Below are 20,237 nucleotides of genomic sequence, written 5' to 3'. Positions count from 1 at the left end.
TATTCCACAGTAGCTCAGTGGTAGAGACGAGCACTACTCCCACCGAATATGCTACGAGTAACCCCGAAGCATGAACATCTTGGAATAGGCTAGAAGATGCAGGGGTCCAACTACAGGGAACATGCTTTCAAAAGTATGGCTGGTAGTTAAATTTATATTATTCCACAGTAGCTCAGTGGTAGAGCTATCGGCTGTTAACCGATCGGTCGTAGGTTCGAGTCCTACCTGTGGAGCCAACTTTAAATGGCGGCGTAGCTCAGCTGGCGAGAGCGTACGGTTCATACCCGTGAGGTCGTGGGTTCGATCCCCTCCGCCGCTACCATTTACTTTAATAATTTTACAACATGGCGGTCGTGGCGAAGGGGTTAACGCACCGGATTGTGGCTCCGGCATTCGTGGGTTCGATTCCCATCGATCGCCCCATATTTTTTAGGACCCTTAGCTCAGTTGGTTAGAGCTATCGGCTCATAACCGATCGGTCGCAGGTTCGAGTCCTGCAGGGTCCACCATTTAAACTCGGAGGTATACCCAAGTCTGGCTGAAGGGATCGGTCTTGAAAACCGACAGGCGGGTCAAACCGCGCGGGGGTTCGAATCCCTCTACCTCCTCCATACATAAATGAAGGAACTAACAAAAATACAGTCTGAGAATACTCGGTAGCTGAACGCTTACATCCTTGAAACAACAACCATGTGCAGGTCTGTCCCGATGGATAAACATCTCTGAGTACCCTAGTAGAGGCAGGGACACAGTGAGCAAGTTAAAAATAGGAAAGTAAGATAACAATTTATAATTAAATACATGGCTCGGTAGCTCAGTCGGTAGAGCAATGGACTGAAAATCCATGTGTCGGCGGTTCGATTCCGTCCCGAGCCACCATTTTAATACAAGCTTATATGCTTGTTTTTTTATTGGATAAATTTTTCGTTTGTTGGGCAAATAATTTGCAACATATGGTAAGCTCTGATAATCTTTCATGTAAAGGGTATTATATCCTTATTCCAATACAATTTGAGGAGGAGTTCGACATGGCTAAATTTGAATTACCAGAATTACCTTATGCATATGATGCATTAGAGCCAACAATTGATAAAGAAACTATGAACATCCATCATACAAAGCATCATAACACGTATGTTACGAACTTGAATGCTGCACTAGAAGGAAATGATGCACTTCAAGCTAAATCAGTTGAAGAATTGGTGAGCAATCTTAGTGCTGTACCTGAAGCTGCACGTACTGCTGTAAGAAATAATGGTGGTGGACATGCAAACCACAGCTTATTCTGGAAAATTCTTTCTCCAAATGGTGGCGGAGAACCAACTGGTGAGTTAGCAGATAAAATTGCTGCTAAATTTGGTAGCTTTGATAAATTCAAAGAGGAATTCGAAAATGCTGCTAAAACACGTTTTGGATCTGGCTGGGCATGGTTAGTACTTAACAATGGTGAGCTAGAAGTTACAAGCACTCCAAACCAAGATTCACCGTTAATGGAAGGTAAAACGCCATTACTAGGTCTTGATGTATGGGAGCATGCTTACTACTTAAATTATCAAAACAAACGTCCTGATTATGTTTCTGCATTCTGGAATGTTGTTAATTGGGATGAAGTTGCAAACAATTATAACGCAGCGAAGTAATATAAATTCATGCGAGAAAAACACGAGTAAATGTGCTCGTGTTTTTCTTTTTGTATATCTAAATTTGAATTGCTCACACTAAAAAGAGAGAAAAGGGGCAATTCATCATGCATAAATCGTGGCAGTATGTGATTGGTAAAACTGAAGTTAATCGAGATTTAATCTTATTATTAATTATCGGAGGACTATACTCTTTAGGTATCTATTTATCCAATACATTTGTAAACATCTATTTATGGAAGCAAGCAGAAGGAGACTACTTTACGATAGCGTATTATAATTTAGCTGTATTTGTGTTTCAACCTATTACCTTTATAGCTGCTGGTAAAATTGCGAAAAAAGTTGACCGGGTGATTGTATTAAGACTAGGTGTCATTTTTTTATCGCTATTTTTTTTAAGTGTGCTACTGATTGGTGAAATGGCAGCAACCTATAACATTTTGTTAGGAAGCCTTCTGGGAATTGGGTATGGCTTCTATTGGCTTGCTTTTAATGTGCTAACATTTGAAATTACAGAACCGGATACCCGAGATTTTTTCAATGGCTTTTTAGGAGTATTACAGTCTTTCGGTGGTATGGTAGGACCTTTTTCGGCTGGATATATTATTTCAAAAATGCCAGAAAATATAGGGTACAGTACGATATTTACAGCATCATTTATTCTATTTATTTGTGCGGTTGCAAGTAGTTTTTTTCTAAAACGACGATTAGCTAAAGGAACGTATTACTTCAAGCGTGTAATTGATGAAAGAAAGAACAACAAAAACTGGAATCGCATCTTAAATGCTCATTTTTTTCAAGGCTTACGTGAAGGAATCTTTATGTTTGTCATTACCATTTGGGTGTATGTCGTAACTCAGAGTGAATTATCACTTGGAATGTTTAATCTATATTTTTCTGGTTTCTCCTTTGTATGCTATTTTCTTGCAACGCGGTTTATTAAGCCTTCAAAACGGAAAACAGCTATCCTGTTAGGTAGCTTATTATTGTATTTTTCCTTATTTATTATTCTCTTCCACACAAGCTACCTGACGTTAATAATTTATGGGATAGTAATTGGAATTGCTTACCCGATTGTAAATGTGCCGTATATATCCATGACCTATGACGTAATTGGCCACTCGTGGAAGGCGGGTGAGCTTCGCATTGAGTATATTGTTGTTCGTGAGCTTTATTTAAATATTGGTCGTGTCGTATCCATTATCGTGTTCATAATTGGAATTAGCCTATATGAACCGGAAAAAATAATACCCCTTCTATTAATTTTCTTTGGCACACTGCATTTAGGAATCTATATTGCGGTTCGGAAAATTGTATTGTCAGCTACAACGAAAAAAGAAGTCATGATTAAGGATCAAGTAACAGATGAAAAAAATCGATAAAAGTACTTAGTCTATCGCTAGATAAATGCTATAATAATACAGGAGAAAAGATAAATTGAAGGTAATGGGGGAGCGTTATGAAAAAGAATAAAAAGAAGAAAGCTCAACTTCCCTTTCGTATAAATATACTATTCTTTGTTGTATTTTTGTTATTTGCTGTGTTGATTTTACAGCTTGGCGTTGTACAAATATTGAATGGGGAAGATTTTCAAGACGAAATAGATCGGACAACAAAGGATACGACAAAATTACCGGTACCACGTGGGGAAATTTATGATCGTAATCATAATTTAATTGCTAGCAATAAGCCGAAGTATGCGATCACCTATACACCACCAAAAGGAGTACAGGCAATTGATCGTTTAAATGTAGCCAAACAACTTGCGCTTTATATTGATATGTTTAGCCCGGATGAAAAAGAAAAAGAGAAGCAGTTAAACCGGATTACGGAAAGAGATAAGAAGGAATATTGGTATTTGCAACATGAAGAGGAAGCTACGAAAAGATTATCGGATGCAGAAGCTGCTGAGATGGATAATGCGGAACAATATAATGAGATATTAGACCGGATTACGGAGGAAGAAATTAGTGGTTTTACAGAGCAGGATTTTGAGATTATATTAATCAAAAAAGAATTAGACCGTGCTTATGCCTTAACGCCTCAGGTCGTAAAAAGTGATAACGTAACGCCAGAAGAATATGCTAGAGTTGCAGAGCATTTAGCTGAACTACCTGGTATTAACGCAACGACAGATTGGGTACGAGAGTTTCCCTATGGTGATACGTTCAAAAACCTAATCGGTAATGTTAGTACGGAAAAAGAAGGAGTTCCCGCTGAAAATATTGATTATTATTTAGCAAAAGGGTACAGCCGAAATGACCGCGTAGGCGAAACAGGGCTAGAGGAGCAATATGAGGATTTACTTCGCGGACGTAAAGAACAGGTGCAATACACAATGAGTAAGAGTGGTGTAATACTCGATTCAGAAGTTGTAGTACCTGGAGAGAGTGGTAAGGACCTAGTTCTGACCATTGATATGGAGTTTCAAGAAAAGGTTGACGAAATCTTACGCTCTGAATTGAAAGAAGCAACAAAGGGTGGAGCTAACAAGCATTTAAATGATGTTTTAACTGTTGTCACAGTACCGAATACAGGAGAATTGTTAGCTGTTTCCGCTCAAAGCTATAAGGATGATTCGCGTAAAGAAATTATCGATACATCATTTAAGGCGCTATATGATGCCCACAGACCTGGATCTACTGTAAAAGGTGCAACGATTCTATCTGGCTATGAATCAGGAGTTATTCAGCCTGGTGATGGTGTTGTTGACCAACCGATTAAAATTGCAGATACCCCCAAAAAGGGTTCATGGAAAAATTTGGGCTATGTAGATGACTTAGGTGCATTAAAACAATCATCAAACGTCTACATGTTCTACATTGCAATGAAAATGGGTGGAGAATATAATTACCAACCAAACAAAAAAGTACGTTTTGATCCGGCTGCATTTACAGAGATTCGAAATTACTTTAAACAATTTGGTCTTGGCGTAAATACAGGGGTTGATTACCCATATGAGTCATCTGGTTACCCTGGTACTACAGCTGCGGCTGGTTTATTAATGGACTACGCAATTGGTCAGTATGATACGTTTACTGCGATGCAGTTAGCACAATATGTGTCTACGATTGCGAATGGTGGATATCGTGTTCAACCGCATTTCTTAAAAGAGGTTCATAACCCGAGCTCAGAACAGGGGAAAATAGGCTCGTTATATCGCACTGTAAACACAACGATTTTAAATAAAATAATAATGGATGATAAATATATTGAACGTGTCCAGGAAGGATTTCGTCAAGTGTATCAAGAGCCAGGTGGAACTGCCTATAATTATAATCGTAATTCTAAATATAATGTAGCTGGTAAAACAGGAACGGCTCAAAATGAAGTATATAAGGATGGAAAGCTAGTAGCGAAGACAATAAACTTAACAATGGTTGCCTATGCTCCATTTGACAATCCAGAAATAGCACTTTCTGTCATTGTGCCGAATCTGGATGAAAGTACTAGTTCATCAATCAACCATAATATTACCCAACGCATTATAGACGCCTATTTTTCACTGAAAGCAGATCGAGAAAAAGGCGAAGTTGAAAACAAGGTGGAAAAAGAGGAAGAATCTGAGCAATAAAATTAAAGACTGGGACATAAGTAAAATGAGCAGGTATAAAGACGAACAATGCATTAACTCAAGCGTAAGGAATTTACGTGGACTCCTTCGTGAGGAAGAGTAAGGTGAGATCTCGTACAGCAGAGCAACCGTGCGAGGGCTCAGTAGCCCTCGCGGAAAGCGAAGTAGATTCCCGGGGAGGGTATCGTGCAGCAACGTTCGGATGTTATCTAACCATACATACTTATGTCCCGGTTTTTTAATTTACACTACATTTACAATAAGTTCATATCTACTTCATAAACAAATTGTACAATCAAAGTATTATGGAAAGATACTATATTTACAAGGGGGAACCATTATGCCAAGTCGCGAACAGTTCCATACAGAACTAGATGAACTGAATGAAGATATTGTAACACTAGCAAAACATACGGAAAAAGGGTTACGTAATGCGGTCGACGCATTATTTAAACAGGATATCGAGCTTGCAAGAAAAGTAATTCAGGATGACAAATTAATCGATAAACAAGAAGCAGCTATAAATGATAAAACAATATTATTGATTGCCAAACAGCAACCAGTAGCAACTGATTTACGGCGCTTAATTATTGCCCTGCGAGTTGTTACGGACATTGAACGGATGGGGGATAATGCAAAAAATATCGCCAAAGCAGCTATTCGTCTTGGTAATCATAATGTACTTTCAGTACCGCCGGAATTACAAACAATGCGCGATATGACACTGTCGATGTTAGAGACATCCATGGAAGCATTTCGTGGAGAGGACATATTAATAGCCCAAAAGCTATCAGAAATGGATGACCGAGTCGACAAGCTATATAAGCATATTGTTTCGGAGCTATTGACCAAAACAGCAACAAACCCTGATCAAATCCAATATGTTATGCAAATTGCCTTTAGTGCACGTTATATTGAACGTTTTGCTGATCATATAACGAATATAGGGGAAAGTATTTTATTTTTAGTAAAAGGCGAAATCGTGGACCTAAATGATTAAGCTATGGTAACTATTTTTATACCATAAAAAAGAGGAAGAGAATGATTGTACATAATCATTTCTTCCTCTTTTCTTATTTGGTTAATGCCTCTGCAACTTCAAAATAACTCATATCACTTGTAATCGTGAACTCGCCAAGCTGAATTCTAGCGACATAACCTTCGTCCTCTAAATAACGAATAAATTCTGCTGAATTTTCAATTACGCCATTAGCTTCTAATTCGTTACTAATTGTTGAAGGAGCCATTCCTGACTCAATCGTAACGGTGTACGATTTTGCTGGTGCTGCTGGTTGCTCTTGTTCTTGTTCATCACTAGCAGTACCACCTTCTGAAGAGGTATCCTCTGATTCAGGAGTCGTTTTTTCTTTGTTTTTATCTTCTGTTTTCTCGGTATCCGTATTTTCAGCTTTATCAGCCTGTTCTTCCTTAGTAGATTCGGTATCTCCTTTACTTTCCTCAGACTCGCCTGTAATGGACATCGAAATATACTCTGACTCTGTTAATACGCGATAACCTTCATTTTTTAACTCGTCAACAATATCTTCTATGGGCATTTCAGTTAGATCTTTCGTGGAACCATTTGAAAAATAGTTCACAATAAGCATGATAATTGCAGCGGTGAATAGCCCGATTGCAAATGCGCGTATGGATTGTTTCATGTTTTCCACCTTACTTTAGTTATTTCATTACGAATGATAATTAATCGTTTGATGAAAGCTCTTCTGTTAATAACTCTTCTTCAAGAATTTTAACTTTTTTCTTCAATTGATACGTATCTTGCATCGTAGATATTGATAACTGTTCAAGATCACTTTCAATTTTTTCAAATCGATCGTTTAGGAAAAACGATAGGACAAATAATGCAATAGCTATTATAAGTATCGTTATACCTGAAAGAATAATCATTTGCTTACCTCCATTTCATGTACATTACTAGTTATATCATACAAATCGTTTGTAGAAAACCATAAATTTTTTCCAAAGCGTCTTGATTGATTGCCAAACATCTGCTATTATTAATAAGTCTGAAAAGAACTATTAGATGCGAATTATGCAAGTTTTTATAGTTTGGAGGGAAAATCATGCGCGTAAACATCACGTTAGCTTGTACTGAAACAGGAGATCGTAACTACATTACGACTAAAAACAAACGTACTAATCCTGAGCGTATCGAGCTTATGAAATATTGTCCACGTCTTAAAAAACATACATTACACCGTGAAACAAAATAATTGTTTCACCGAAGCTTGCTTTCAAACCGTCATGGATTTGAAGCAAGCTTTTTTACTAATTTGGGGGCATTAATATGGATAAGATAGCATTACGAAAGAAAACAATAGCTCATCTAAAAAAACTATCTCATCATGAAAAACAGTATATTGAAGAACAACTTAGAAACCATTTGTTTTCATCACCAGAATGGATGAAAGCTAATGTAATCGGAATAACAATTGCAAGAGGATTTGAATGGGATACGAGGGAGATTATTAAACAGGGATGGAAGCAGGAGAAGGAAATTGTCGTGCCTAAATGCTACCCTGAAGAAAAGAAACTAGTATTTTACCGAATGAGTAGCTTTGATGAACTAGAGACAGTTTACTATAACCTACTTGAACCAAAACCAGTGGAGCAGCACAAAGTAAAACATAGTTCGATTGATTTAGTAATGGTGCCGGGTATCGTATTTAACGAGAAGGGTTACCGCATAGGTTTTGGTGGAGGGTATTATGATCGTTTTTTAAGCACCTATACCAATACAAGTCTTTCCCTGCTTTCAACGTCACAGCTTGCTAGTAATTTACCCGTAGCGGAACATGATATACCAGTTAATAAATTGATTACAGAAGTAGGAATGCTTACGTAACGGTAGAATACTTTCTTTTAAATTGAAAAAACTAATAACATCTTGTAGGTAAAGAGGTGTTATTGATGCGAATCTTTGTTATTCTAACAGGTGTAATTGCTGTTATTACGATGCTCGTTAAATGGCGATATAAAGTTATGAATGCCATATTGGCTGTAAGTTTTCTAAGAAGAATGGCTGTGTCCATCTCGATGAATATGCCATCAATACGGAAAACGATTTTGCCAAGTATATTTAAGGAATCGACCAATACATCAACGTAATAATCACCAGAAAAGCTGTTAATGCAACAGCTTTTTTTAATTCACACGTGCGGAAGATTCGTGAGATGAATTAAAAGCGATAATTCATTAACTCTGCTATGATGGTAACAGGAGGGGAGTTCATGGAACATAAGCAACCATTTGTGATGTACAAAATTGCCCATCAATTAGCCGTATTTAATGGCTATGATGTTTTATATATGAATGAAAACACAGAAGAAATTTGGTTAGAGAAGGTGGAGCAGAAGAAATCACTTGTTGTAAGAATTTCAACGATTGGTTTTGATTGGAAAAACCATCTGAAGAAGGATATTGCAATTGTATTCGAAAAGACAAAAGCAATGCGCCACTTACTTCGTGGGAAGGACGTTGAAATACATAATGTCTATATCTCGCCCCATACACCTATTGATGATTGGGAAATTTTAAAGAAACCGATGATGATACAAGAAAAAAAGCCTATTTTAATGAAGACTTACTATTTATCCGGAGATGAGCTTTACTCGGAACGGGATAGGTTAATTGAAACACTTGACGTGACTTATGATCGGGAGGTAGAGATACTGACAGACATGCAAATGGAACAGGATTTGACGCAGTTCAGAACCGACTTAATTGCAAGTCTACAAGAAAAGCGAAAAAAGTCAGAGAAGGTCTTTTCGTTCGGAAAGCCACTTGTTACGTATTTTTTAATCGGAATAAATGCAATTCTGTATCTATTACTAGAATTTAATGGTGGTAGCCAAACAACGGAAACATTACTCCAATTTGGTGCAAAATATAATCCAGCGATAATGGATGGGGAATGGTGGAGGATTTTCACTTCCATGTTTCTCCATATTGGTTTAATCCACTTTTTATCCAACATGCTGTTTCTATATTATTTCGGATCATTAGCCGAAAGAATCTATGGATCCACGAGATTTGTTATTATCTATTTGCTAGCTGGAATTGGCGGAGGAATAGCAAGTTTTGCTTTTGTTACTAATATATCAGCAGGTGCTTCAGGTGCCTTATATGGAATGTTTGGTGCATTTATTTATTTCGGTATGTTTTATCGGAATATGTTTTACCAAACAATAGGGAAGAACATTTTAGTAGTTCTCGCGTTAAATATTGGGTTAGGTTTTGTCATTCCTCAGCTTGATATGGTTGCACACTTAGGAGGATTAGTGGCGGGGATTATTGCTGCTGCAATTGTTCATCTGCCATTGAAGCAAAAGCGATTTCTCCTCCAAGGAGCTGCTTTTATTCTTTATTGCCTGCTAGTGATTGGTTTCGCATTATGGGGCATACAAATATAAATGAAACAAAAGGGTCCTATCAGCTTTCTAATATAGATCATTTACTGCAAGAAGAACGCTACGAGGAGGTTGTTCTTGGGGCAACAAATGGATTAAAGAATCCAGAATCGTTTGAAGCGATATTATTATTTCAACGATCTTATGCATATATTCAATTAGGTGATAGTGAAAAAGCTATAGCTGATTTGGAACAATGTATCAACGTGTTAGAAAATCCAGAAGAACTACCTCAGGCATTTTATAATCTGGCATTACTCTATGATGAAAATGGTGACGAACGAGCAATAGAGATGATTCAAAAGGCTTACCAGCTTAATCCAACCGAACAACGTGTCAAAGAACTTTATCAAACTATAACGGGAAATAAAACGGGAGAATAAGTGCATACAGCATTTATTCTCTCTTTCTTTTAGTAACCTAAAACTCCAAATAGTTGAATAGAAAATGTATTGATACTTACACTAATAGTATTATCAAATTAGTTGGAGGAACTATGGAAAAACAAAAACAAGCCCTTTATCACTCATTTGAAGCGAACAACTCCTATTTACATAATCGTCTACAGATTGATAAAAACTTTGATATCGTACATTTAGATTTAAATTATGCGGGTCGAAACATGGCGATGTTTTTTATTGATGGTTTTGTTAAGGATGATATTCTTCATTTACTAATGAAATTATTAGCGAAGCTCGAACCAGAAAATATTGAACCAGACCCGCTAACCAAATTGATAAAGACTTACTTGCCCTACGTTGAATTAGATGTGGTCGATGATTTAAATCAAGCTGCTGATACCGTGTTAGGCGGACCAACTGCTTTGTTGGTAGAGGGTGCCGATAAAATTATTATTATTGATGCCAGAACATATCCAGTACGTTCTCCCGCTGAGCCTGATCTTGAGCGAGTTGTCAGAGGGTCACGTGATGGGTATGTGGAAACAATTGTATTTAATACGGCATTAACGAGAAGGAGAGTTCGAGATCGCTCCCTACGAATGGAATACATGCAAATAGGTAGGCGGTCGCTGACAGATATTTGTATTTGCTATATTGCAGATATAGCAGAAGAAGCTAGAGTGAAGGAATTAAAGCAGGCTTTACAACTAATTGACACAGATGGATTACCTATGGCAGAAAAAACGATCGAAGAGTATATTAGTGGGAGGCACTGGAATCCTTTTCCAACGGTACGCTATACCGAAAGACCAGATACAGCAGCAACCCATTTATATGAGGGACATGTACTAATTATTATTGATGGCTCACCTAGCGTAATGATTACCCCAACCACTTACTGGCAGCATCTTCAGCATGCAGAGGAATATCGGCAAAAACCATTAGTTGGTGCATATTTACGAATGGTGCGTTTCATTGCAGTTTGGGCCTCTATTTTTATTCTACCCTTGTACTATTTGTTTTCCGTTAATCCGGAATTACTTCCTGGGGAATTAGCATTTATTGGTCTCAAAGAAATCGGAGTAATTCCTATTTTGATGCAGTTTCTAATTGCAGAAATAGGAATTGACATGTTACGTATGGCGGCCATTCATACGCCAACTGCACTAGCTACAGCAATTGGACTAGTCGCTGCCATATTAATAGGTCAAGTAGCTATTGAGGTTGGATTGTTTTCCTATGAAGTAATCTTATATCTTGCTGTTGCAGCAATTGGTACGTATGCGACGCCAAGTTATGAAATGAGTCTGGCAAATCGAATCGTACGAATCTTTCTGTTATTAGCTACGGCAAGCTTTGGTGTGATAGGTTACATGATTGGTACGCTAATTTGGATTCTCTATACGGTACGAATGAAGTCATTTGAAGTCCCATACTTTTGGCCACTAATTCCGTTTTCTCCACAAGCATTTCGAGACGTATTAATTCGCACACCAATGCCTTTAAAAAATAAACGACCAACAATCCTTCATCCACAAGACCCAGATCGGTAAACCGACTGGGTTTTTTAGTATAAAAATACTAACTACTAACTTGAATAATTTGGTATAATTAGACTGGTGATTTTATGAAAACGGTTTATGATGTTCAACAAGTATTAAAACGCTTTGGTACATTTATTTATACAGGGAATCGATTAGGTGATCTGGAATTAATGCAATTGGAAATACAAGAATTATATAAAATCGGTGTCCTAGATGCTGAGGAGTTCAAACTCGCATTATTAGTATTACGTCAAGAAATGGCAAAACTTAATAGGGGAAATGGTGAGAAATGATGAATAAAACAGTTATAGTTGGAGTAGACATAGGAGGTACTACTGTTAAAATTGGTTTTTTACAAAACAGTGGAGATATTATTGAAAAATGGGAAATTCCGACTAATACAGCTAACTCAGGACTATCGATTGTAGACGATATTTGGGATGCAATTTCTCAAAAGGCTATGGCCTTGTCCATTAGTCAAGCGCACATTTTAGGTATTGGTGTCGGTGCTCCCGGTTTTATCGATAGTAAAACCGGGTATGTGTATGAGGCAGTGAACATCGGTTGGAAGGATGTTGAACTGGCTGAACAATTGTCCAGTAAGTCTGGATTGCCAGTATTTGTAGAAAACGATGCTAATATTGCCGTATTAGGCGAGAACTGGCTTGGTGCCGGAAAAAATAGTGAGGATGTCATTGCCATTACGTTAGGAACGGGTGTCGGTGGCGGAATTATTGCAGGTGGAAAAATTCTTAACGGTGTAAACGGTACCGCAGGAGAAATTGGGCATATTACGGTGGATCCTAATGGCTATTCCTGTAATTGTGGTAGGAAAGGCTGTTTGGAAACACTAGCTTCTGCAACAGGTTTCGTCCGTCAAGCGATGAATATCATAGACACAAATACATCGAGTAAATTAGCAGAACGATACCGCAAAAATGGGACTGTTACGGCAAAAGATATTTTTGAACTAGCACAGCAGGGCGATATGGATAGCAGGGGGATAATTACACATACAGCAGAAGTAATTGGCCTAGCAATATCAAACTTGACAATGACATTGAATCCATCGAAAGTACTAGTCGGTGGAGGTGTTTCCAAAGCTGGGGATCAATTACTTGAACCGATTAAACAGGCATTTAAAAAATACGCTTTGCCTAGAACATTTGAGGCATGTGAGGTGCGAATAGCAGAATTAGGAAATGATGCGGGTATAATAGGTGCTGCATCTTTGGTAAAAAATCACACAGCCAAAATGTAATAAGTTGCCAAAAAAGTTTTTAAAAAATTGAAACTTTATTTTGTTTTAAATCGTCTTACTATATAGGAAGTTTGTCCGTGCACTTTTTTTCTGGTGCCGTCACGGATTTTAATCAAAAACATATATAAAAAGCAATAGTTTTATAGGAGGATTTATTATGTATAGTAAAGGAAAACGGATTCCTTTATATGTAATTGCCACATTATTGTTCGGGATAAAAACCTATATTGTTTATCGGTTTTTATTTAGTCTCGAAATAGAGAATTCGATGCAGGAGTTAATTTTAGTAATCAATCCTTTTGTGTCAGCATTCTTAATATTTGCCATTAGTGTCTGGATTAAGAAAACAAGTCGGCAGATGAAGTATATTCGCTATATGGCATTGATTGGTACGATTATTATTTTCGCAAATCTAGTATTCTACCGATCTTTTTCTGACTTCATTACGATTCCACAGCTCTTTCAAGGTGGAAATGTTGGGGATTTAGGAAGTAGTATTCTGTCTCTTATTAAAGTGTATGACATTTTGCTATTTGTAGATGTAATTTTTGTTTGGTATTTAAGTAAAAAGCATGTAAATGTCGTGACAACGAGCTACCCAAGAAGCGGAAAAGTTTTTACCTTAGCATTATCGTTTGTATTGCTAGTAGGGAATTTCTTTCTTGCTGAGATGGAGCGGCCACAATTATTTACGCGCGCATTTGATCGTGAGTATCTTGTAAAATACATTGGCTTATTTAATTATCACATCTATGATGCAGCGCTTCACTCCAAGGTGAAAACGCAGCACGTTTTTGCAGATGGTAGTGAGTTACCTCAAATAAAAGAGTACGTAAAGGAAAACATCGAACTTCCAGGACAGTCCGATTTATATGGTGTTGCCAAAGATAAAAATGTGATTTTTATTTCGGCTGAATCCCTGCAAAGCTTTGTTATTGGTAATACAGTAAATGGGCAAGAAGTGACACCATTTTTAAATAGTTTACTAGCTGATGAGGATACGTATTATTTTGAAAACTTCTACCATCAGACAGAACAAGGGAAGACGTCTGATTCAGAGTTTTTAGTGGAGAATTCATTGTATCCTTTGTCAAGAGGGGCTGTTTTCTTCACACACGGTCAGAATGAATACCATGCATTACCTGAATTATTAGGAGAAGAAGGGTATTATTCTGCTGTATTTCATGCCAATAATAAAAGCTTCTATAACCGCGATCAAATGTATCCGAATCTAGGCTATGACTATTTCTATGACGTGGAAGCTTATGAAGTAACCGAGGATAATTCCATTGGTTGGGGATTGAAGGATAAACCGTTTTTTGATCAATCAATCAAATATTTACAAACATTAGAAGAACCGTTCTATACGAAGTTTATTACGTTGACAAACCATTTTCCTTTTGAATTAGATGAGGAAGATAAATCGATTGAACGATACGATTCAAATTCTAATACCTTAAACAATTTCTTTCCTACTGTTCGCTATATGGATGAATCAATCGAGCAATTTTTCGAACAACTTAAAGCAGCTGGACTTTACGAAGATTCCATCATCATTATTATGGGGGATCATTATGGAATCAGCTCAAACCATAATAAAGCGATGAGTCAATATTTGAATAAAGAGGAAATTACGCCATATGATCACATCCAATTACAACGTGTCCCATTATTTATTCATATTCCAGGACATGGGAAGGGCGAAATTAAGTCAACTATCACTGGCCAAATCGATATTAAGCCTACAATATTAAGTTTACTTGGAATGGAGGTTGAGGACGATATCTACTTTGGAAATGATATGTTCCATGAGAATAGAAAAGACTATATCGCCTTACGAAATGGTGATTTTATTACAAAGGATTATATCTACACGAATGATACGTGCTATCAATTTGCAACTGGGGAGCCTGTTGGAGAATCGGATGCAGATGCATGCCAGGGGACGATAGAGACCGTGGAAAAAGAATTAGGGTATTCCGATGATATCATTTATGGTGACCTTTTCCGTTTTGTGAATTTTAAACAGGCAAATTAATGCAATAGAAAAAAGCTGCCATCTGGCAGCTTTTTTCTATTGTTATTGTAATGAATCTTTTATGACAGAAATAATGGTACTAATGGAGAAAAATCCAAACACAAGAACTGATAATGCGGACATGACAAGCGCAAAAAAGTTTCTATATTTTAATTGGCGAAATACCGACACTAGTGATACGATAGCGACAATTAAAAATAGGATACCTAATACAATATGTGGTGACATGTACAAAACCCTCCTTACGTATAAAGCAATCATTCTTTTTTTGTCTAGTCAAACATTTTATATTAATATGTATCTTACTAACACATTTATTCTAGTATAAAAACATGATTTTGTCGAGAAAATTACGAATATCTTTCCAATAAGGAGGTTTACAATGGAACTAAAACAAATACCACTCGGCCCAATTGGGACTAATTGTTACATCGTATACGATAGTGGTGAAGGAATTATAATTGATCCTGGTGCAGAAGGGGAGGTTGTTCAAGCGTTTTTAACAAGAGAAGCAATCAAACCAATTGCTATTCTGTTAACACATGCACATTTTGACCATATCGGAGCAGTTGACCAGTTACGAAAATCGTATGATATCCCATTATATATTCATGACGATGAGAAAACGTGGTTAAGCAATCCTAACTTAAACGGTTCTGCACGACTTATCGGCGCACCTATTCAAATAAACACAGCAGATCACTTTTTAAAACAAGGTCCTATGCAGCTTGGAGCATTTGAATTTGAGGTAATTCGTACACCAGGGCATTCACCTGGGAGTGTTAGTTTTTATTTTGCGGAGGACCAAGCTATCATAAGTGGTGATGTTTTATTTTATCGTGGAATAGGACGTACGGATTTAGTTGGAGGAGATTATCAACAGCTAGAAGCTACTATTAGACAGAAGCTGTACGTACTACCGGAAGAGGTTATTGTATATTCTGGCCATGGAAACTCGACGACTATTGGTGAGGAAAAGCGCAATAATCCGTTTATAACGATCTAATAAAAGAATGGCAACAAAAAAACCCTGCAGGAAACAAAATATGTAAGCAGGGTTTTTTTGCTTTTAATGCCCGAAACCAGGCACTAAAATAAATTCTGAATACCAAGTGAAACCTATAAAGAAAACAGTACAATAAGCTCCGAACAAGTACATATACATACGCTCAGATAATTTTAAGTAACTTACTGTAAGGAAAAATACCGTCTGAACTAGGAAGAGCAATGCTGTGTTCGTCATACCACCAACATAGAACATTACTGTAAAAATACCAGTCCAAAAGGCAAGGACTCGAAACATTCGATCCATTGTTTCCCCTCCTTTTCGATGACTTCATCACTGTTATTATATACGAGGAAAAGAATAATGTAAACGATACAACAATTAATTGTGAAATTTTTCAAGGAATAATGAATAGGCTACGAAATTAGTTTACTCTAAAGTATGCAAACTATGTGTCGTAATAGGAATTGTCACTGTTTTTGTCATGGAAAACTGATAATTTGTATCGGTTGTGATTTCGAAAAACAACTGCAGTCTATCCACGTCAATCAGTTGTAAGGTGATTTTGGTGGTTCCTTGAGGAAAGGTATAGGTTTGCTGAGTTAGATCCTCCTCTACCATTAATTGTTTCTGCAATTGAGCATATCCCATCTGGAAAAGTGTTTGTGCTTTTAGTTGTTCTAAATTATTCTCTGTCATATTCCTATCGTGGCTATAGGAAATAATATTCGTTGCCACATACAGGAACACTAACGTCGATAATAGCATTACCGCAGGAAGGATAAAGCCGGATTCCTTATGGATAAAAGACGATATCTTTTTCATATATTTCTCCTTGTAATGATGAAATGCCAATTGTAAATCCGTATGGAAGTGGGCTGATTGTCATGTTGCCAATGTCACGTAAGTAGATCTCATGTCCTTGCCGATTAACCTGTCTGCGTATCAAACGACCGTATTCTTCGATCGTAACGAGATCTCCATCTAGCTCAAGGATTATTTTGTCATTAGCTAGTTGAACACCTTCTGCCTTTATAACGTCCTGCTGGATAAAATGAAAAAATTGTTGAATAGAAATTTCTTCATAGCTTGCAGGCAATTGAAGCGATTTTAGAATAGCAATCTGAAGGGGAAGGCAAATTGCGATAATAGCCAAGATGAAAAGTAACTTATATAGGGTATAGCCAAATTCGTTAGTTTTTAATGCCATCGAAGCATACCTCTTCCAAACGATTGGTGACACTTTGCCAAGACGCACAAGCGTGAATAATCATGTCATCTGAAAACTGGAATGAAAAATCAACCTGCTTTGCTTCTATATGTTGTTGATAACGAAGTGGTAAATCAGTATCTGTATCCCAAATTATCGCTTGTAGTGCATCATGTAGCTGGTAGGCAATAATTCGTTTGTCATGGAACGATTTTTTTTCGAAGGAGATGAAACTATATAAAGGGATAAGTGTCATGGATAGCGTAAGCAAAATACTTAATGCAATTAGTACCTCCATAAATGTCATGCCACTATTGTTTTTCAAGATAGCCACGTCCTTTGCCAATTGGAAATATCATATTAAATTTATTTTGTTTTGTCCGTATTTGGATGGTGCCCGCCTTACGTATTGTCCCATTCCGATTGAACGATATTTCTTCCAGCGTACGGCGGTCAATTTCCCAGCCATCTGGAAGATTTCGAACAATAGAGGCGTTTTTGTTATCCACGATTCGGTAGCTATATCTATCCAAAATAATCCGGTTATACGTCTTCGATCCTAAAGACACATTCTGGATATAGATAATATCGTTTTGTAGGGTAAGCAGGAAATTATCTTCTGTTTTCTTTTCCTGTAATGAAATTAAGACAGGGACACTAAGTGACAAAAGCAGAATCCAGATAGACAATGTAATTAGTAACTCGATAAGTGAAAAACCATTATGCTTAAGAGTTTCCATTCGTGGATACAGATACCTTTCCTGTTTCTTGGTTTACGGTTAATTCGCTATTGTTGGCGCACGTTTTTTGATTTTCCCGAATGTAATTATCCCTTACTAAGGTATCAAGACTTGACGGATAGGAATAGTTTTCCAAGTAATAGGCATCAACTTGCGTTTGTACAACGCTAATTAGCGCCTCACAGCCTTTTTCTTGGGCATTTTTACTTTTGTCACCTAGGTTAGGGATGATGAGTATCATTAGAATGGAGATAATCATTAGTACGATTAGCATTTCAACTAAGGTGAACCCTTTTTTATTTTTAAACATGGACAACCACTCCTTTTATAGTGTGTCGATCATTTGATACATTGGCCACATGATTGATAAGTAAACCATGACGATTACAACCCCTAAGATGATGAAAAATATAGGTTGAAGATAGGTGAGACTTTTGATGATTTTTTGATTTAACTCCTCCATTGTAAAAGCAGCATAGACAGCAAGATCTTTTACTAAGGAATCCACGTGGTTGTTTTTTTGAAAGATAGCTGCAAGTTGAGGGTTAATGAAAGAAAAGTCTGTAAGGATGTGAGAAATAGGAGCACCTTGATTTAAGCCATTTGTTAACATGGTGGCATAATAGGATAGAATCGGTAGTTTATTTTGTTTAGACAAAATAGCTAATACTTCTTTTATAGGCATTCCAGTTTTAAGAAGAGAACTTACATGTGTCGCGAACTGATAGGATGTATTGAGTCTTATATAATTTCGGAAGAGTGGTATTACATCAAAAAGCTTGAGCTGTTGTGGAATAGGTATTTTTGCTTTATAGGCAGACCAAAACAGTCGAATGAGTAATACTAAGAGGAGAAATCCTGCACATAAGTAGTAGAATACGGAGATTAAATGGATGAAAATAGTTAAATTGGAAGGGTCTTGTGCCGATTGCTGAAAAACATTTAACAGATTAGGTAATACGGTGTGTTCAATGAAAAAGAACATAATGGAAAAGATAACAAGTAAAATAACTGGGTACCGGATTACTTGGGTGAATTTTTTCATATGCTTGATTCGTTCTTCATAAATTTCAAAGCACTTTGTTATGCTTTCTTCTAAATCACCGTATTCTTTAGCGAAAAATAAATAGGATGTTATTAATGGGTTAAAACGAACAAGCTCAAACGCTTGATCAATTGTTACGCCGTTTTTCAAATGATGACTAATTTCATCCGCAATTGATCGGGTAGCTTTATCCCATGTTAATGTTTCCAGTGCATCTAATAACATATAACCACTTGATAAGACGCTAGCAAGTCGTTTTAGAAAGTGAAGTTGGATACTGGATGGTAGGCGTGGATCAGGAATTTTCATACGTATCTTTGGAAATAAACCCATACAAATAAGCCTTCTTTCGTAAGTGATGGAATGATTGTTTCGTTTGCTCTAGGGTCATTAACTTCCCGTGAATCGCTTGGATTAGTAAACGGTCTTCGAGTAATTCAACAAGAGCTGCCCTTGTGCGGTTACTGGTGTTGGGGAAAATCGGCACTAATTCTATGGAAGCAATAGCAATAAGAGATTGTTCCAATTCAATCGGTGTTATTCCCATGTCAAGCAGGCGATATATCGTTCCTATCGTGTCTTTTGCATGAATCGTACTAAGCACTAAATGCCCAGTAAGCGATGCCTCAAATGCAAATTGAGCGGTTTCCCTATCCCGAATTTCACCTACCATAATGATGTCTGGATCATGCCGTAACGCTGCCTTTAGTCCTGTTTGATAGGTAATACCTGCTTTTTCGTTTACTTGAACTTGTAAGATGTCTTGGAGTTTCTTTTCGATCGGATCCTCAAGCGTAATGGTTTGATAGGAGTGTTCCTTCAAGACAGCTTCTAATAATCCATACAAGGTAGACGTTTTACCACTTCCAGTCGGACCAGAGAAAAGGATTAATCCAGATTTATGCTTCATCCAACGCTTGATTATAGTGTATTGGTGTTTAAATAAGAAATGCTTTTCAAGTGAAAGGTAATTATCCTGGGGGAGAATCCGTATTGCAAGGCTTTCGTGTTGGTTCACAGGTAAGGTAGATAAACGCAGGGAGAAGTTTTTGGCATTAAAGTGGTGTGTAATTGTTCCGTTTTGAGGTTTTCGTATTTCCCCAATGTCCATTCCTGATGTAAACTTATAGTAGGTAAGCAATAAGTCATATTGTGACGTCGTTAAGGAATTTAGTAAGCTGCGTTTACCATCTATTCGTACATAAAGCTTGGTATAGCTGGTGAAGGGATAGAAGTGAATATCAGTGGCATTACGTTGAATGGCAGTGGTTAAAATTTGGGTGGATAATGCTTCAGCAGGGTTCAATAAACATCACCTCATGATTAGTAGAATTTGCTGGTCACCTAC

The 20,237-nt window shown here is 37.2% G+C and carries 25 protein-coding genes and 6 tRNA genes; 20 read left to right on the top strand and 11 right to left on the bottom strand.

The features are described from left to right. The first annotated feature begins 161 nt into the window (after window positions 1-161). The 10 genes from JF53_RS09750 (at window position 162) to phoU (ending at window position 6,214) form a co-directional block, all read left to right on the top strand. Window positions 162-236 (top strand) — tRNA-Asn (locus tag JF53_RS09750). Window positions 237-245: 9 nt separating this feature from the next. Then, window positions 246-322, top strand: a tRNA-Met gene (locus tag JF53_RS09745). 25 nt (window positions 323-347) lie between these two features. After that, window positions 348-423, top strand: a tRNA-His gene (locus tag JF53_RS09740). A gap of 9 nt (window positions 424-432) precedes the next feature. Then, window positions 433-509 (top strand) — tRNA-Ile (locus JF53_RS09735). 9 nt (window positions 510-518) lie between these two features. Beyond that, window positions 519-611, top strand: a tRNA-Ser gene (locus tag JF53_RS09730). A 192-nt stretch (window positions 612-803) separates the two neighbouring features. After that, window positions 804-879 (top strand) — tRNA-Phe (locus tag JF53_RS09725). Between the two features lie 149 nt (window positions 880-1,028). Further along, window positions 1,029-1,640, top strand: a complete 612-nt coding sequence (gene sodA, locus JF53_RS09720) for a superoxide dismutase SodA (RefSeq protein WP_047979907.1) — start codon at window positions 1,029-1,031, stop codon at window positions 1,638-1,640. A 107-nt stretch (window positions 1,641-1,747) separates the two neighbouring features. Beyond that, entirely contained in the window at window positions 1,748-3,022 is a 1,275-nt protein-coding gene (locus JF53_RS09715; protein ID WP_047979908.1) for an MFS transporter, read from the top strand. A 77-nt stretch (window positions 3,023-3,099) separates the two neighbouring features. Next, window positions 3,100-5,214 carry a peptidoglycan D,D-transpeptidase FtsI family protein gene (locus JF53_RS09710; protein ID WP_047979909.1) on the top strand — a complete coding sequence of 705 codons (2,115 nt, stop codon included), beginning with the start codon at window positions 3,100-3,102 and terminating at the stop codon, window positions 5,212-5,214. 340 nt (window positions 5,215-5,554) lie between these two features. Continuing rightward, window positions 5,555-6,214: a phosphate signaling complex protein PhoU gene (gene phoU / locus JF53_RS09705; protein WP_047979910.1), complete on the top strand. Its 660-nt coding sequence runs from the start codon at window positions 5,555-5,557 to the stop codon at window positions 6,212-6,214. 73 nt (window positions 6,215-6,287) lie between these two features. On the opposite strand, the gene JF53_RS09700 is transcribed toward phoU, so the two are convergent. Then, window positions 6,288-6,875, bottom strand: a complete 588-nt coding sequence (locus tag JF53_RS09700; protein ID WP_047979911.1) for an MltG/YceG/YrrL family protein — start codon at window positions 6,873-6,875, stop codon at window positions 6,288-6,290. Window positions 6,876-6,915: 40 nt separating this feature from the next. Next, window positions 6,916-7,122 (bottom strand): hypothetical protein, encoded by a 207-nt coding sequence (locus JF53_RS09695; protein WP_047979912.1) that lies wholly within the window; start codon window positions 7,120-7,122, stop codon window positions 6,916-6,918. A gap of 176 nt (window positions 7,123-7,298) precedes the next feature. Between JF53_RS09695 and rpmG the strand changes: the two genes are divergently transcribed. From rpmG to JF53_RS09650, 9 genes are all read left to right on the top strand, one after another. Beyond that, complete coding sequence (rpmG, locus tag JF53_RS09690) at window positions 7,299-7,448, top strand: 50S ribosomal protein L33 (RefSeq protein WP_026681152.1); 150 nt, start codon at window positions 7,299-7,301, stop codon at window positions 7,446-7,448. Window positions 7,449-7,522: 74 nt separating this feature from the next. Then, window positions 7,523-8,080 (top strand): 5-formyltetrahydrofolate cyclo-ligase, encoded by a 558-nt coding sequence (locus JF53_RS09685; RefSeq protein ID WP_047979913.1) that lies wholly within the window; start codon window positions 7,523-7,525, stop codon window positions 8,078-8,080. A 65-nt stretch (window positions 8,081-8,145) separates the two neighbouring features. Further along, a complete protein-coding gene (locus JF53_RS09680; protein ID WP_047979914.1) occupies window positions 8,146-8,343 on the top strand; it encodes a hypothetical protein in 198 nt (65 codons plus the stop codon). A 122-nt stretch (window positions 8,344-8,465) separates the two neighbouring features. Beyond that, the gene (locus JF53_RS09675) at window positions 8,466-9,647 is read left to right on the top strand and encodes a rhomboid family intramembrane serine protease (RefSeq protein WP_053071836.1); all 1,182 of its coding nucleotides are present in this window, start codon (window positions 8,466-8,468) and stop codon (window positions 9,645-9,647) included. Then, window positions 9,629-10,027, top strand: coding sequence for a tetratricopeptide repeat protein (locus tag JF53_RS17860; RefSeq protein ID WP_053071837.1), 399 nt, complete (start codon window positions 9,629-9,631; stop codon window positions 10,025-10,027). Before JF53_RS09675 ends, JF53_RS17860 begins: the two co-directional genes overlap by 19 nt. A 113-nt stretch (window positions 10,028-10,140) precedes the next feature. Further along, window positions 10,141-11,598 (top strand): spore germination protein, encoded by a 1,458-nt coding sequence (locus JF53_RS09665; RefSeq protein WP_047979915.1) that lies wholly within the window; start codon window positions 10,141-10,143, stop codon window positions 11,596-11,598. Between the two features lie 74 nt (window positions 11,599-11,672). Beyond that, on the top strand, window positions 11,673-11,882 hold the full coding sequence (locus JF53_RS09660) for a YqgQ family protein (protein ID WP_047979916.1): 210 nt from the start codon (window positions 11,673-11,675) through the stop codon (window positions 11,880-11,882). Beyond that, entirely contained in the window at window positions 11,882-12,850 is a 969-nt protein-coding gene (locus JF53_RS09655) for an ROK family glucokinase (protein ID WP_047980092.1), read from the top strand. Before JF53_RS09660 ends, JF53_RS09655 begins: the two co-directional genes overlap by 1 nt. A gap of 157 nt (window positions 12,851-13,007) precedes the next feature. Continuing rightward, window positions 13,008-14,888: an LTA synthase family protein gene (locus tag JF53_RS09650; protein WP_047979917.1), complete on the top strand. Its 1,881-nt coding sequence runs from the start codon at window positions 13,008-13,010 to the stop codon at window positions 14,886-14,888. Between the two features lie 42 nt (window positions 14,889-14,930). On the opposite strand, the gene JF53_RS09645 is transcribed toward JF53_RS09650, so the two are convergent. Then, entirely contained in the window at window positions 14,931-15,116 is a 186-nt protein-coding gene (locus JF53_RS09645; protein ID WP_047979918.1) for a DUF2759 family protein, read from the bottom strand. Between the two features lie 154 nt (window positions 15,117-15,270). On the opposite strand from JF53_RS09645, the gene JF53_RS09640 reads away from it, so the two are divergent. After that, on the top strand, window positions 15,271-15,894 hold the full coding sequence (locus tag JF53_RS09640; protein WP_047979919.1) for an MBL fold metallo-hydrolase: 624 nt from the start codon (window positions 15,271-15,273) through the stop codon (window positions 15,892-15,894). Window positions 15,895-15,957: 63 nt separating this feature from the next. Here JF53_RS09640 and JF53_RS09635 read toward each other — a convergent pair whose 3' ends face one another. The 8 genes from JF53_RS09635 to comGA form a co-directional block, all read right to left on the bottom strand. Continuing rightward, a complete protein-coding gene (locus JF53_RS09635; protein WP_047979920.1) occupies window positions 15,958-16,200 on the bottom strand; it encodes a DUF2626 domain-containing protein in 243 nt (80 codons plus the stop codon). Between the two features lie 123 nt (window positions 16,201-16,323). Next, a complete protein-coding gene (locus JF53_RS09630) occupies window positions 16,324-16,719 on the bottom strand; it encodes a hypothetical protein (RefSeq protein WP_047979921.1) in 396 nt (131 codons plus the stop codon). Then, window positions 16,691-17,104, bottom strand: coding sequence for a competence type IV pilus minor pilin ComGF (locus tag JF53_RS09625; protein ID WP_047979922.1), 414 nt, complete (start codon window positions 17,102-17,104; stop codon window positions 16,691-16,693). The genes JF53_RS09630 and JF53_RS09625 overlap by 29 nt, the downstream gene beginning before the upstream one ends. Further along, window positions 17,088-17,429: a type IV pilus modification PilV family protein gene (locus JF53_RS09620; protein ID WP_047979923.1), complete on the bottom strand. Its 342-nt coding sequence runs from the start codon at window positions 17,427-17,429 to the stop codon at window positions 17,088-17,090. Before JF53_RS09620 ends, JF53_RS09625 begins: the two co-directional genes overlap by 17 nt. Beyond that, window positions 17,416-17,844, bottom strand: a complete 429-nt coding sequence (gene comGD, locus JF53_RS09615) for a competence type IV pilus minor pilin ComGD (protein WP_047979924.1) — start codon at window positions 17,842-17,844, stop codon at window positions 17,416-17,418. The genes JF53_RS09620 and comGD overlap by 14 nt, the downstream gene beginning before the upstream one ends. Further along, window positions 17,831-18,154, bottom strand: a complete 324-nt coding sequence (comGC, locus tag JF53_RS09610) for a competence type IV pilus major pilin ComGC (protein WP_047979925.1) — start codon at window positions 18,152-18,154, stop codon at window positions 17,831-17,833. Before comGC ends, comGD begins: the two co-directional genes overlap by 14 nt. Before the next feature lie 15 nt (window positions 18,155-18,169). After that, on the bottom strand, window positions 18,170-19,222 hold the full coding sequence (gene comGB / locus JF53_RS09605) for a competence type IV pilus assembly protein ComGB (protein WP_047979926.1): 1,053 nt from the start codon (window positions 19,220-19,222) through the stop codon (window positions 18,170-18,172). Beyond that, entirely contained in the window at window positions 19,185-20,195 is a 1,011-nt protein-coding gene (comGA, locus tag JF53_RS09600) for a competence type IV pilus ATPase ComGA (protein ID WP_047979927.1), read from the bottom strand. Before comGA ends, comGB begins: the two co-directional genes overlap by 38 nt. Window positions 20,196-20,237: the final 42 nt, after the last annotated feature.

Source organism: Ornithinibacillus contaminans (assembly GCF_001038425.2).
Taxonomy (GTDB): Bacteria; Bacillota; Bacilli; order Bacillales; family Amphibacillaceae; genus Ornithinibacillus; species Ornithinibacillus contaminans.
The sequence above is the reverse complement of the archived record's forward strand: the minus strand, read 5'-3'. Positions and strand labels throughout refer to the sequence as shown.

Excerpts from the sequence above, each read along its gene's own strand:
- sodA (WP_047979907.1), top strand. The coding sequence starts at position 1,029 with ATGGCTAAATTTGAATTACCAGAATTACCTTATGCATATGATGCATTA.
- JF53_RS09715 (WP_047979908.1), top strand. The coding sequence starts at position 1,748 with ATGCATAAATCGTGGCAGTATGTGATTGGTAAAACTGAAGTTAATCGA.
- JF53_RS09710 (WP_047979909.1), top strand. The coding sequence starts at position 3,100 with ATGAAAAAGAATAAAAAGAAGAAAGCTCAACTTCCCTTTCGTATAAAT.
- phoU (WP_047979910.1), top strand. The coding sequence starts at position 5,555 with ATGCCAAGTCGCGAACAGTTCCATACAGAACTAGATGAACTGAATGAA.
- JF53_RS09700 (WP_047979911.1), bottom strand. The coding sequence starts at position 6,875 with ATGAAACAATCCATACGCGCATTTGCAATCGGGCTATTCACCGCTGCA.
- JF53_RS09695 (WP_047979912.1), bottom strand. The coding sequence starts at position 7,122 with ATGATTATTCTTTCAGGTATAACGATACTTATAATAGCTATTGCATTA.
- rpmG (WP_026681152.1), top strand. The coding sequence starts at position 7,299 with ATGCGCGTAAACATCACGTTAGCTTGTACTGAAACAGGAGATCGTAAC.
- JF53_RS09685 (WP_047979913.1), top strand. The coding sequence starts at position 7,523 with ATGGATAAGATAGCATTACGAAAGAAAACAATAGCTCATCTAAAAAAA.
- JF53_RS09680 (WP_047979914.1), top strand. The coding sequence starts at position 8,146 with ATGCGAATCTTTGTTATTCTAACAGGTGTAATTGCTGTTATTACGATG.
- JF53_RS09675 (WP_053071836.1), top strand. The coding sequence starts at position 8,466 with ATGGAACATAAGCAACCATTTGTGATGTACAAAATTGCCCATCAATTA.
- JF53_RS17860 (WP_053071837.1), top strand. The coding sequence starts at position 9,629 with ATGGGGCATACAAATATAAATGAAACAAAAGGGTCCTATCAGCTTTCT.
- JF53_RS09665 (WP_047979915.1), top strand. The coding sequence starts at position 10,141 with ATGGAAAAACAAAAACAAGCCCTTTATCACTCATTTGAAGCGAACAAC.
- JF53_RS09660 (WP_047979916.1), top strand. The coding sequence starts at position 11,673 with ATGAAAACGGTTTATGATGTTCAACAAGTATTAAAACGCTTTGGTACA.
- JF53_RS09655 (WP_047980092.1), top strand. The coding sequence starts at position 11,882 with ATGAATAAAACAGTTATAGTTGGAGTAGACATAGGAGGTACTACTGTT.
- JF53_RS09650 (WP_047979917.1), top strand. The coding sequence starts at position 13,008 with ATGTATAGTAAAGGAAAACGGATTCCTTTATATGTAATTGCCACATTA.
- JF53_RS09645 (WP_047979918.1), bottom strand. The coding sequence starts at position 15,116 with ATGTCACCACATATTGTATTAGGTATCCTATTTTTAATTGTCGCTATC.
- JF53_RS09640 (WP_047979919.1), top strand. The coding sequence starts at position 15,271 with ATGGAACTAAAACAAATACCACTCGGCCCAATTGGGACTAATTGTTAC.
- JF53_RS09635 (WP_047979920.1), bottom strand. The coding sequence starts at position 16,200 with ATGGATCGAATGTTTCGAGTCCTTGCCTTTTGGACTGGTATTTTTACA.
- JF53_RS09630 (WP_047979921.1), bottom strand. The coding sequence starts at position 16,719 with ATGAAAAAGATATCGTCTTTTATCCATAAGGAATCCGGCTTTATCCTT.
- JF53_RS09625 (WP_047979922.1), bottom strand. The coding sequence starts at position 17,104 with ATGGCATTAAAAACTAACGAATTTGGCTATACCCTATATAAGTTACTT.
- comGD (WP_047979924.1), bottom strand. The coding sequence starts at position 17,844 with ATGGAAACTCTTAAGCATAATGGTTTTTCACTTATCGAGTTACTAATT.
- comGC (WP_047979925.1), bottom strand. The coding sequence starts at position 18,154 with ATGTTTAAAAATAAAAAAGGGTTCACCTTAGTTGAAATGCTAATCGTA.
- comGB (WP_047979926.1), bottom strand. The coding sequence starts at position 19,222 with ATGGGTTTATTTCCAAAGATACGTATGAAAATTCCTGATCCACGCCTA.